The following is a 12,292-nucleotide window of genomic DNA, read 5'->3' as shown; positions in this document are numbered from 1 at the left end:
GTCCTCACAGTCTCGTTAAGTTGGCTCTTATGGAGCCCAGTAAACAGTTACAGGTATTTGGTCTTGTTGTAGTACAGCACGCACGGGCATTTCCGATATATTGTCACCGGCTAGAGCTTCGCGATAAGTGGCAAGCTTCTCTTCACCAGAAATCAACAATAGCAAATGACGCGAATTGACAATGCCATTTAATGACAATGTCATTCGCTCTGTGCAATCACCAGTCACTTCACTTTTAATCGCGGTGATAGCACTGCACAAATTTTTGGTTTCCAACGACTCAGCCAAACCTTTGGCATGTGGAAACAGCGATGCGGTATGACCATCGGGGCCCATACCTAATATGGTCACATCAAACGGTGCAGCCAGCTTTTGATAAGCCGCCTCACATTTTGCCACGCCATCGGCCGCGCTCACGGCCGAGTTTTTCATACCTACCAGCTCTACTTCGCTGGCATTGTTTTGCAGCAGTGTTTGTTGAATAAACGCTGCATTGCTTTTCTCGTGGTCAATATCAACCCAGCGCTCATCGACCAGAGCAACTTGGATTTTCTGCCAAGCTAAGTCCGCCTCAGATAAGCGCTTATAGATAGGCGCCGGTGAACTGCCTCCAGACACCAGGAAGCTCGCCGCATCGCGCTGCGATGTCGCCTCTCGCAATGCACTGATGGTGTGCTCAAACACCGCATCTACCATTTGCTCGCGAGAGTCAAAAAAACGTTCTTCTACTGCCATGGCTATTAATTCCCTCGAATATTCTCGCCGACGTTAAACCAGCCGCAACCACCCTCGCTGAGCAGGTCTTCCGAGGCCTGAGGGCCCCAGCTACCTGCCGGGTAGGGTTTGGGTTTGTTTTCTGGTCGCTGCCAAGCTTCAATGATTGGATCGATCCATTTCCAAGCCGCTTCCACCTCATTGCGGTGAATAAACAACGCTGGATTATTGGCCGCTGCATCGAGCATTAAACGCTTGTAAGCGTCGGAGTAAAATTTTTCGTAATGATCGGTTAAATTCAGATTCAAGACACTGGGTACTAAAGCAGACTCGTGCTTCTCCAGATTATTGGAGGTCACGATCATCTGAATACGCTCATCAGGTTGCAACTGTATGACAAGACGATTAGGTACCATATTGCCGGCCGATTCGGGGTAGATATGATGCGTCGGCGTCTTATATTGAATAATAATTTCCGCACAGCGCTGCTTTAAGCGCTTGCCGGTGCGCAAATAGAACGGCACGTTTGACCAGCGCCAGTTATCGATATGGGCGCGAATGGCCACGAATGTTTCGGTATTACTGTCTTTACCTAGTTCATCCAAATATCCCGGCACCTCTTTACCACCAGACACGCCTGCCACATATTGGCCGCGCACGGTGTTAGTGGCCACATCATCACCGACTAATGGGCGCAGAGCATCCAATACTTTGAGCTTTTCGGCGCGAATGCTATCGGCATTCAGTTTACTGGGGGGCTCCATGGCCACTAAACAGAGCAACTGCATTAAGTGGTTTTGCACCATGTCGCGCAGTGCACCGGCGTCGTCATAAAAGCTGGCGCGCCCTTCCAAGCCCACTGTTTCTGAAATGCTGATTTCCACATGATCAATTGATTTGGCATCCCACAGGTGCTCAAAAATACAATTGGTAAAGCGCAGGGCCAACAAGTTCTGAACCGTTTCTTTGCCTAAGTAATGGTCAATACGGAAAATAGCGTTTTCATCGAAATATTGCGCAATTTCAGCATTAATAGCTTCGGCCGACTCGGTATCGTAACCCAGTGGCTTTTCAACCACCACGCGAGCGTGCTCACTGATCATGCCTGAGTCATGGATGTTTTTACAGCAGGCTGAGAAAACCGCCGGTGGCGTAGCCATATAAAACACCCGCTCCTCGGCACCTTGGTCGAGAGTCTTGGCCAGATTTTTCCAGTGATCATCAAATTCTGTGATATTGATGTACACACCGTGCACGCACTGCTCAAACTCGGCCCAGCTTTCGTTGTCGATTTCATCGGCGCGCAGGAACTTAAAGGCGGCCTCGCGTACCATTTCACGATAACCGTCTACTTGGTCCTGCTTGCGTGAAGTGCCAAAAATCCGCGATCCTTTGGGCATCTGCCCTTCGCGATAAGCACGATACCAGGCCGGAATTAATTTGCGCAGAGCCAAGTCGCCCGCGCCGCCAAAAATCACAAAATCAAATGGTTTTTGCATTAATACATCCACTCGCTCTAATTGGGTTTAGGTAAGGCTTACCAGCGAAATACAGTTGCGCCTTCTTCGGCGGAACCCACTGTTTGACGCAGCGGTGCAAACAGCTCGCGTCCCATACCCTCGTGACTGGCCGTCAAATCAAACTCGGCGTGTTCACGGGCTTTCAATTCTTCATCACTGACGTGCAACTTAAGCACACCGGTTTCGGCATCCACCTCGACGATATCGCCATCGCGTACCAAGCCTATGGGGCCTTTATCCAGTGCCTCGGGCGTTAAGTGAATCGCCGCCGGGATTTTGCCCGACGCGCCAGACATACGTCCGTCTGTGACCAGCGCCACTTTGAATCCACGATCTTGCAGCACACCCAATGGCGGCGTCAGTTTGTGCAGCTCTGGCATGCCGCAGGCCTTAGGGCCCTGAAAGCGTACCACTGCCACAAAATCTTTATTCAGCTTGTCGGCTTTAAACGCTTCTTGCAGTGCGTTTTGGGTTTGAAAAACCACCGCCGGCGCCTTTACAACACGGTGCTCGGGTTTTACTGCCGAGACTTTAATCACACAGCGCCCCAAGTTGCCGGTAAGCAACTTCATGCCGCCTGTTGTACTAAACGCACGTTTGGCCGGGCGCAGTACGCCGTCATCCAAACTCTCTTGTGGCGCATCGCGCCATACCAGCTCGCCCTCTTCCAGGAACGGCTCTTTGGTGTAAGGCTCTAAACCGCCCTCACCCATCACGGTTTTTACATCGTCGTGCAAAATACCTTCGGCACGCAAATCGCGCATTAAATAACCCATACCGCCCACGGCCTGAAAGCGGTTGATGTCCGCTAGCCCATTCGGATAGATACGGCACATCAAAGGGACCGCATCCGACAAATCTGACAAATCTTGCCAGTCGATGATCACGCCTGCGGCCCGCGCCATGGCCATTAAGTGGATGGCGTGATTGGTTGAGCCACCGGTGGCCAACAAACCCACCATGCCATTGACCACTGACTTTTCATCCACCACTTCAGCCATTGGCGTGTAATTGCCACGGGTGGTGATTGCAGCCAGCTGCTTCACAGCGGCGTGCGTCAGCGCGTCTCGCAGGGGCGTGCCTGGGTTCACAAATGAACTTCCCGGCAAGTGCAGCCCCATGATCTCCATCAGCATTTGGTTCGAGTTCGCAGTGCCGTAAAACGTACAGGTTCCGGCACTGTGATAAGAGGCACTTTCGGCCTCTAATAATTCTTTTCGGCCCGCTTTGCCTTCAGCAAACAGCTGGCGTACCCGTACCTTTTCGGCATTAGGCAAACCCGGTGTCATTGGACCTGCGGGCACAAATATAACCGGCAACTGACCGAAAGACAGTGCGCCAATGGTCAGCCCGGGCACAATCTTGTCGCAAATACCTAAGCAAATTGCGCCATCGAACATATCGTGTGACAGAGCAATGGCGGTAGACATGGCAATCACATCGCGCGAAAACAGCGATAAGTCCATACCTTCGCGCCCCTGTGTGACGCCGTCACACATCGCCGGCACCCCACCGGCAAACTGGGCAGTCATGCCCGCCGCGTGAGCCGCTTGTTTAATCTGCTCCGGGTAGCTCGCATAGGGCTCATGGGCCGACAGCATTTCATTATAGGACGAAACGATACCCAAGTTTGGGGCATCGCCTTCGGCCAATGCTTGCTTGTCGGATGTGCCACAAGCGGCGAATCCATGGGCCAAATTGCCACAGGATAAACGCTTGCGAGCGGGCCCATTGGAACGCCCTTGTTCAATTTTTGCCAAATACGCTTCGCGTGTCGGTCGGCTGTTTTCAATAATTCGGTCGGTTATCGCAGCGATCTTACTATCGGTCATTTGGTTACCACTGATCCAGTATGCCTAAGAAATACGGGGCCCTAGGCAAGGATCACTTACCGTTGGTCGCCGTAGGCGTGTAGTGCAGCTCTCTCAAAACCACGTATACCGTGGCTGGCCACTCGGCTTTATAGCTCTGTTGTGGCCTGGCGCCTTGGGCGCTCTAGTAGGTGTATAACGCTAGTCATAAAGCAACTTATGGGCATCTCTATGACTAGAGATGCCCATTCCAACACCCCGGCGGTTTACGTCGATGGTATTGCGGCGGGGTCGCCCCCAGTATCACCCCACCAAATAGGGTGAAAACAGTCCTAAGACTGCGATTTCTTGTAGTATTCTATCAGATTGCGGGTCGACGAATCATGCTTATCAGCCACTGACGCCTCTGGCGCCAATTCAGCTTGTATGCCTTTCGCCAACACCTTGCCCAGCTCTACACCCCACTGATCGAAGGAGTGAACCTCCCAAATAATGCCCTGCACAAATATTTTGTGCTCATATAAAGCAATCAGTGAACCCAACGAGCGAGCATCCACCTTTTGCAGCATTAGTGTATTGGTAGGTCGATTACCCTCGTGCACTTTGTGATCGACGATTTCTTCGATGCGCTCGGGCGCCATGCCCTGAGCCGTTAGCTCTGCGCGCACTTGATCGGCACTGATACCGCGCATCATGGCCTCAGACTGAGCAAAGAAGTTAGCCATCAGCGCATCGTGATGCCCTTTAACCGGCACTGTTGGCTCAACCGAACCGATAAAGTCGGCAGGTACAATTTGCGTACCCTGGTGCAAACACTGATAGAAGGCGTGCTGACCATTAATACCTACCTCACCCCAAATAAGCGGCACGCTGGCGTAATCAATCCGCTCACCACTCCAATTAACGCTCTTGCCGTTACTTTCCATTTCGGCCTGCTGCATATAAGCCGCTAAGCGGTGCAGGCACTGATCGTAAGGCAGTAAGGCGTGGGCGTGTCGCCCCAAAAAGTTGTTATTCCAAACCCCCATTAGAGCCAGCATTACCGGCGCATTTTTGACCAAGGGTGCGGTTCGAAAGTGATCATCCATTTCGTGAGCGCCCGCTAGTAGCTCCTCGAACATTTCAAACCCGAGGTTAAGCGCGATAGGCAGACCAATTGCTGACCACAACGAAAAACGACCCCCGACCCAGTCCCACATATCGAAGATGTTTTCCTCGGCCACACCAAACTCCATAGCCTTGGTGCGATTAGAGGAAACAGCAATAAAATGACGGTTGATGTAGCTTTTGTCTTCGGCCTTATCCAAAAACCAAGCCACAGCCGAATTGGCGTTGGTCATGGTCTCCAAGGTGGTGAATGTTTTCGAGGCAATCACAAACAAAGTGGTTTCAGGGTCTAGATCGCGCAACGTCTCTGCGATCTGAAAACCATCCACATTAGATACATAGTGTACATTGAGAGTACCATCTTGATAGGCCGCCAAGGCCTCGGTCACCATTAATGGGCCTAGGTTGGAGCCACCGATACCGACACTGACGATATCAGTGATCTCTTTACCTGTGTAACCGCGCCAATCGCCACCGCGCACTTGAGCCACCAGCGCTTTCATACGCGCCAACTCATGTTTTACTTGCGAGCGCACATCGTCCCCGTCTATTTCGAGCGGCTCATCCGACGGATCACGCAGTGCAACGTGCAATACAGCGCGATCTTCGGTGCGATTGATTTTCTCACCGGCAAACATTTTATCGCGGAAAGACTCCACCTCGCAGACCTTTGCCAGGTCAAGTAGCTTGGTGCGGGTTTCTTCGGTGATCAGGTTTTTGGAGTAATCGAGCAGAATATTAGGGGACTGGAGGGAGAATTTTGCAAATCGCAGATCGTCTTCATCAAACAGGTCACTCATGTGACGTGTACTTATCTCATTGGCATGAGCCTGAAGGGCCTGCCAGGCAGTCAGTTCAGTACGGCTGGGCATGTTTACTCCACATCCTCAGTTACATTTCGGTTGTACGACAACACCAAACACTGCCTTAACCAATAAAACGCGCCACAACAGTGCGTCAGACGTTTTGATTTACCTTGGTTAAACAGGGTTTTAGCCCTATTGGGCCAAATCATTAACAGTGCGGTGCGAAAAGGCCGCTATGATAGTGATACCACCCCTTGATGTCAATCTGACTATTCTGAACTATCCCGTCACACTAACGTCATATCCGTAGCGCAGGTTGTTGAATTTACGGCAAAAACTGAGTAAATATCGCAATAATTGCCAGCGGTGGCGGCAACACTAACGCAATCTCGGCAACTGCTATAAGATAGGGCTTATGAATACCAGCAACCCAATTCCGGCCGGCGTCATTGAAGGTTTTTTTGGTCGCTCGTGGCAGTGGCCGCAGCGGCGTCAATTGGCCTCTTTTCTGAGCGAGCATCAGCTCGACTTCTATCTTTACGCGCCCAAATCTGACCCCTTTTTGCGGCGACACTGGCGCGCATCACACCCCGCCGAGCAATGGCGCGAGTTGGCCGCCACCCGCGAGACCTACCGAGACTGTCAGATTGATTTTGGCGTAGGCCTAAGCCCGCTGGACTTATGTACCGATCAGGGCATTACCGATACCGCCGCGCTCGACGCTAAAATTAAACACTTGAACACTCTTGAGCTGGATTACCTCGCCCTATTATTTGACGATATGCGTGGCGACATCCCCCAGCTCGCCCAGCGCCAGAGCGAGCTCGCCGAGCGCGCCGCCAACCTAAGCAACGCCAAACGAGTCATTCTTTGCCCTACATACTACTCCAACGATCCGGTGCTGGAAAAAGTATTCGGCCCTGCACCAGAGCACTATTTAGAAACCCTGGGACAAACCCTTGATCGGGCTATTGATGTTTTCTGGACGGGGCCTTCGGTGTGCAGTGATCACTACCCAACCGAGCATTTGCTTGAGGTGAACGAGCGCCTGGGGCGCAAGCCCTTTTTGTGGGACAACTATCCGGTCAATGACGGCGCCGTACGCTCACAGCACTTGTATTTATCGCCCACCAAGAGCGACCGGAGCACCGCCAAACCCTATATAGCAGGCATTGCGGCTAACCCGATGAATCAATTCTATGCATCGTGGCCTGCCCTGGCCGGCTTAAGTCAAGTGTTAACAAGTCAGCAAGCACCGCAGTGCCAAACAATTCTACAAAACCTGTACAGCGAACAAACCGCGCACTACCTTAAGCAAGATTTACCCACTTTTGAGCAGGGCGGATTAAACGCATTAAGCGATCACGACAAACAAATACTGATTGAGCGCTACACACCACTCGGCATCATCGACCCCATAGCAGCAGAAATCTGTGATTGGCTAGCCGGCGGCTACACCTTCGACCCCAGTTGCCTAACCGAGTAGCATATTCGAATACATCCTCTCAGCAAAAGATCGTATTCGACACTTTTAAAAATTTGACGCCCACACACCCTTAAGTATTTAGCGCTCCTGCTCAAACAAAAAATTTCTCAGTAAATCTTTACCGCCCTCGGTGGCAAAAGATTCGGGGTGAAACTGTATGCCCTCAATCGGGTAGTCTTTATGGCGCACACCCATAATTTCCATAGGCGCACCACTGGCAGCGGCATCGCTAAAGCTTTTAATACCCACCTCAGCTACTACTGCGGTCAACTCCAAGCACTCGGGCAAGCTTAATGGGTCAGCTACCAGCGAGTGGTAGCGCATGATCTCAAGCGATTGCGGCACACGGGCAAAGACACCTTGCGCGTTGTGATAAATTGGGCTGGTTTTGCCGTGCACAGGCAAGCCGGCTTTAACCACCTTACCACCAAAAACATGAGTAATACCTTGCATGCCCAAACACACACCCAGTAGCGGGATGGTTTTTCCGGCTTCGGCAATAACCTCGGCGCAAATACCAAAATAGGCTTTGTCATCGGGCGACCCCGGGCCTGGCGAGATAATAATACGATCCGGCGCCATAGCAATAACATCGTTTAAACTGATGTCATTATTGCGCTCCACTACAATAGAAAAATCGCCCACAGCGCCCTTGGCCTTTTCTGCGGTTAGAATTTCACCTATATATTGATACAAGTTGTAGGTGAAGGAGTCGTAGTTGTCGATAATTAAAATTTTCACGGTCAGACTCCTTAGGCCGGCTTAAATCGATCCAACACTTTTTTAGTGCCGGCGAATTTACGTTGAATTTCTTGGTATTCATCAGCGGCATTAGAATCGTACACATTGCCACCGCAAGTTTGCACATAACCGTGTTCGCCGTTAACAAACACCGTTCGGATAGGAATGGCAAAGGTGCAGTCGCCATTAAAAGAGAAGTGCCCTACTGCGCCACCGTATGGGCCACGGCCATCGGCCTCCAGCTCATCAATAATTTTCATGGCTTCAATTTTAGGGGCGCCGGTTAATGTACCCGCCGGGAAGTTACTCGCCAGAGCGGAAAACATATCTTCAGAATCCGACATAATCCCGACAATCTCACTGGAAATATGCTGCACATGACTAAAGCGCTTAATATCCATCAAACTGCGTACCTTCACCGTACCAAATTGCGCTACGCGGCCAATATCATTGCGGTGTAAGTCCACGATCATATTGTGTTCGGCAATTTCTTTCGGATCATTTAACAGGGTGCGTGCCAGGGCTTTATCCTCGGCTTCTGTGGCGCCACGTTTCGTCGTACCGGCCAAAGGATAGGTTTCCATTTCGCCCTGCCGCAGGCGGAATAAGAGCTCGGGGCTAGCGCCAATGACTTTTTCATCGCCAAATTTAAGGTAGTACATTTGCGGTGAAGGGTTCACCTCGCGCATAGATTCATACACACGAATGGTATCACCCTCAATTTTAAATTGAGTTTTAAACCCCACTTCGCACTGGAAGATTTTTCCCTCAACAATGTCTTTCTTAACCTTTTCTACCGCCTGTTCATGGGCGGCGCGATCCATGGTGTCGCCTTGCGGGGTTATGCACAAATCGCCATCGCCTTGATACGTTTCATTCAACAGGTCATGCACCAAAGCTTCGCGGCTTTCATCGTAAAAGAAGTAGAAAACCTCATTGGTCATTTTGTCCAGAATCAGCCCGTCTTTGTACAAACCAAACTTAAAGGCATCGAAGTAATCACTGGCTTGCAAGTTCATACTCGGCTCAAAGTAGTTCATGCAGTCGTAGCCAATATAGCCGGTTAAGCCGCCGGCGTATCCGCGAGAAATAATATTTTGTGGCACAATATCGCGCAGCAAATAGTAGGGGTTTTCACTGGGATATTGCTCAGCACTGCCATCGCGCTCAGTAATGGTCAAGGTTTTACCTTGGGCCGAGAGAATTTTTTCCGGATCGAAGCCGATCAGAGAGTAGCGAGATATATGGCTTTCTTCACCCAGTGATTCGAGGAAAAAACAATGGTCATAGCGTTTCTCGATTTTTTTGAAGACTCCAAAAAAATCACAATCGGTCGTAAGTGTGACATAACTCGGCTTGCGAGGAATGCTAATAGGGTCTGGCTTATTCATAATCGGGCCTATAACAGCTAGGTTTGGGCAGCGGCTTACATATCATCCAGCTTGCCAGCCTGAAGAGCGCGTGAACCTCGGGTTACCGTGGCAATGCCTACCCCCAGCTGCCGGGCCACTTCTCGTTGAGACACACCGGCTTTTAACAACCGTGTGATCTGCAAACGCTGAGAAATAGCGTGCAGCTCCGCCGGCGTTAACAAACCTTCAAGCACGCGACGCATACTTTCGGGAGTGTCAAATTGCAGCAGATACTGAACCAGCTCTTGAAGGTGTTGCTCTTCCGTATTCATGTACTAGTACACTACCATCATTGATGCTAAACAACAACCGGTATTAATCAAATCTATACGCCAATTACCGACTGGAACCGTGCGGCCCGGCATATTCCATGGCAAAATAGCGACCTAGCTCAACAGGACCTCATGCAGCCGAGCGTTTTAACACCCCACTGTCTTAATCGATCAGAATAAAAGCAATAAAACGGCCCGCCCAAACCGTATAATCAAGCGACTCTCTGCCTACCCCATTACTATTCAATCATTTTGCAATCCTTACACTTACCGCTTGTAAGTTTCTCCACCTAAGGCCGGTTTAGCAGCACACACCGACACCAAAAACTCCATATGTGATTGTTTTATATGAATATTTGATTGTTGGCATAAGTATCGCTATTCACTTATTAACAAATGGTAAACAACACACGCAATACTGCGAACACTATTGAACCGCTGCGAGACAATTGACATGGTTAATACCAATCCAGCCCAGCAATCAGACGCCAACTTGAGCACCTCTCAAGTAGTGACTGGTGCGGTTCAGAGTGTAAACATGTTTTCACCCCCCGACTTGGGCCGCTTTTTTAACCGATTGACGGCCCTTTTTTATTCGCCCGAGCCGGTGAACCACTCACCCTCGTTAGGCCACCACCCTCACCGGTGGGCGGCCTTTTTTTATTCCCATCGATGAGCGCGGCGTCCGCCGCGGCATCACCCTCCCCCTTGAGCCGCTCTTCGCGGCTCTTTTTTTGGCTTAAAAAAAGGCCCCGAAGGGCCAATGGGAGTTGAAAGATAAATACTAGGCCGCCGATTTTTTCTCAACCTCTGGCTGCGCAACCTCACGGCGAATTAAATAGTCGAAAGCACCCAGTGCTGCCGTGGCTCCTGCGCCCATAGAGATCACTATCTGTTTGTAGGGCACGGTCGTGGCGTCACCCGCAGCGAATATGCCGGGTACACTTGTCGCACCGCGCTCGTCAATTTCAATTTCTCCGCGCACGGTGAGTGCCACCTCTGACTCCTGCAGCCATTCGGTATTGGGCACCAAACCAATCTGCACAAACACACCCGCTAGGCTCAGTGTGTGCTCTTGCTCGGTTACCCGGTCGCGGTAACGTAAGCCCGTCACTTTTTGGCCATCACCGATTATTTCGGTGGTCTGAGCGCTGGCGATAATTTCGATATTGGCCATCGACCTTGCCTTGTTTTGCAGGACCTGGTCAGCACACAAGGTGTCGGCGAACTCCAACACGGTTACATGATCGACAATTCCGGCCAGATCAATCGCCGCCTCAATACCGGAGTTGCCACCGCCAATGACCGCTACGGATTTACCTTTAAAGAATGGGCCATCACAATGCGGACAATAAGCCACGCCCTTGGTACGGTACTCAGCTTCGCCGGGCACACCCAGCTCGCGCCAGCGGGCACCGGTTGCCAAAATAACGCTTTTGCTGGCCAAACTGGCTCCGCTTTGCAGCTCCAGGTTTATTTTTTCATCGCGGTAAATTCGGTTGGCGCGCTCGGCGGTGATAATATCTACGCCGTAGTCTTTTACGTGTTGCTCCAGCCCTGCGGCCAGTTTAGGCCCTTCGGTGTAGGGCACTGAAATAAAATTCTCGATCCCCACAGTGTCCATCACCTGGCCACCAAAACGCTCGGCCAGAAGCGCCGTACGAATACCCTTGCGCGCCGCGTAAATGGCCGCCGCTGCGCCGGCTGGCCCACCGCCGACTACAAGCACATCGTATTCTTCGCGGGCGTTTAGCTCGGCGACTTTTTCCTCGCCGCTGTTTTCATCGAGCTTGCCGACAATTTCATCCAGGGTCATGCGCCCCTGCCCAAAGGGTTCACCATTTAGATACACCGCGGGAACGGCCATAATATTACGCCGCTCAACTTCCTCTTGAAATAAAGCACCATCGACCATCTGGTGGGTAATATTCGGATTAATCGTCGCCATCACGTTCAGAGCCTGAACTACCTCTGGGCAGTTTTGGCAGGAGAGCGACACAAAGGTTTCAAAATGGTATTCGCCCTTGAGGTTGCGAATTTTTGCCACTAAAGATTCATCTTCTTTTATCGGGTGACCACCGGTCTGTAATACGGCCAACACCAACGAGGTAAATTCGTGCCCCAGAGCAATACCAGCAAAGCTCACCCGAGGCGTCTCCCCCGCTCTGGCAATGCCCATACTGGGCGAGCGATTGGCAGACTGAAATTTGAGTTGAATTTTGTCAGACAAACTCGCGATTTCACTCGCTAAAGCACTCAATTCGCGCGCTTTTTCACCGTCGTTCATGGACACACTGAGCTCAATGGGCTCCGCCAACTTTTGCAGATAGGTGTCCAATTGTTGTTTGATTGTTGCATCTAACATAAGTGTGTCCCGATGTTGTTCATAAATGGTTAAAAAAAATGCCGACCGAAGCCGGCAC

The 12,292-nt window shown here is 51.0% G+C and carries 9 protein-coding genes; 1 reads left to right on the top strand and 8 read right to left on the bottom strand.

The genetic code is table 11. The features are described 5' to 3' along the window. Positions 1-27: 27 nt before the first annotated feature. From pgl to pgi, 4 genes are all read right to left on the bottom strand, one after another. A complete protein-coding gene (gene pgl, locus Q4563_RS00360) occupies positions 28-735 on the bottom strand; it encodes a 6-phosphogluconolactonase (protein WP_303603234.1) in 708 nt (235 codons plus the stop codon). A gap of 5 nt (positions 736-740) precedes the next feature. Then, the gene (zwf, locus tag Q4563_RS00355; RefSeq protein WP_215976794.1) at positions 741-2,213 is read right to left on the bottom strand and encodes a glucose-6-phosphate dehydrogenase; all 1,473 of its coding nucleotides are present in this window, start codon (positions 2,211-2,213) and stop codon (positions 741-743) included. 38 nt (positions 2,214-2,251) lie between these two features. Continuing rightward, positions 2,252-4,066 carry a phosphogluconate dehydratase gene (edd, locus tag Q4563_RS00350; protein WP_215976793.1) on the bottom strand — a complete coding sequence of 605 codons (1,815 nt, stop codon included), beginning with the start codon at positions 4,064-4,066 and terminating at the stop codon, positions 2,252-2,254. 311 nt (positions 4,067-4,377) lie between these two features. Continuing rightward, positions 4,378-6,024 (bottom strand): glucose-6-phosphate isomerase, encoded by a 1,647-nt coding sequence (gene pgi / locus Q4563_RS00345; RefSeq protein WP_303603233.1) that lies wholly within the window; start codon positions 6,022-6,024, stop codon positions 4,378-4,380. A gap of 349 nt (positions 6,025-6,373) precedes the next feature. Here pgi and Q4563_RS00340 point away from each other — a divergent pair, with 349 nt between their 5' ends. Further along, positions 6,374-7,444: a beta-N-acetylglucosaminidase domain-containing protein gene (locus Q4563_RS00340; RefSeq protein ID WP_303603232.1), complete on the top strand. Its 1,071-nt coding sequence runs from the start codon at positions 6,374-6,376 to the stop codon at positions 7,442-7,444. 78 nt (positions 7,445-7,522) lie between these two features. On the opposite strand, the gene Q4563_RS00335 is transcribed toward Q4563_RS00340, so the two are convergent. From Q4563_RS00335 to ahpF, 4 genes are all read right to left on the bottom strand, one after another. Next, a complete protein-coding gene (locus Q4563_RS00335; protein WP_215976790.1) occupies positions 7,523-8,185 on the bottom strand; it encodes an anthranilate synthase component II in 663 nt (220 codons plus the stop codon). A gap of 11 nt (positions 8,186-8,196) precedes the next feature. Beyond that, positions 8,197-9,576 carry an anthranilate synthase component I family protein gene (locus Q4563_RS00330; RefSeq protein WP_303603231.1) on the bottom strand — a complete coding sequence of 460 codons (1,380 nt, stop codon included), beginning with the start codon at positions 9,574-9,576 and terminating at the stop codon, positions 8,197-8,199. 35 nt (positions 9,577-9,611) lie between these two features. Then, positions 9,612-9,869, bottom strand: coding sequence for a YerC/YecD family TrpR-related protein (locus tag Q4563_RS00325; RefSeq protein WP_215976788.1), 258 nt, complete (start codon positions 9,867-9,869; stop codon positions 9,612-9,614). Positions 9,870-10,653: 784 nt separating this feature from the next. After that, the gene (gene ahpF / locus Q4563_RS00320; protein WP_303603230.1) at positions 10,654-12,234 is read right to left on the bottom strand and encodes an alkyl hydroperoxide reductase subunit F; all 1,581 of its coding nucleotides are present in this window, start codon (positions 12,232-12,234) and stop codon (positions 10,654-10,656) included. Positions 12,235-12,292: the final 58 nt, after the last annotated feature.

It is taken from the genome of Gilvimarinus sp. 1_MG-2023 (genome assembly GCF_030548285.1).
This window is presented reverse-complemented; position numbering and strand designations above follow the sequence as displayed.

Excerpts from the sequence above, each read along its gene's own strand:
- pgl (WP_303603234.1), bottom strand. The coding sequence starts at position 735 with ATGGCAGTAGAAGAACGTTTTTTTGACTCTCGCGAGCAAATGGTAGAT.
- zwf (WP_215976794.1), bottom strand. The coding sequence starts at position 2,213 with ATGCAAAAACCATTTGATTTTGTGATTTTTGGCGGCGCGGGCGACTTG.
- edd (WP_215976793.1), bottom strand. The coding sequence starts at position 4,066 with ATGACCGATAGTAAGATCGCTGCGATAACCGACCGAATTATTGAAAAC.
- pgi (WP_303603233.1), bottom strand. The coding sequence starts at position 6,024 with ATGCCCAGCCGTACTGAACTGACTGCCTGGCAGGCCCTTCAGGCTCAT.
- Q4563_RS00340 (WP_303603232.1), top strand. The coding sequence starts at position 6,374 with ATGAATACCAGCAACCCAATTCCGGCCGGCGTCATTGAAGGTTTTTTT.
- Q4563_RS00330 (WP_303603231.1), bottom strand. The coding sequence starts at position 9,576 with ATGAATAAGCCAGACCCTATTAGCATTCCTCGCAAGCCGAGTTATGTC.
- Q4563_RS00325 (WP_215976788.1), bottom strand. The coding sequence starts at position 9,869 with ATGAATACGGAAGAGCAACACCTTCAAGAGCTGGTTCAGTATCTGCTG.
- ahpF (WP_303603230.1), bottom strand. The coding sequence starts at position 12,234 with ATGTTAGATGCAACAATCAAACAACAATTGGACACCTATCTGCAAAAG.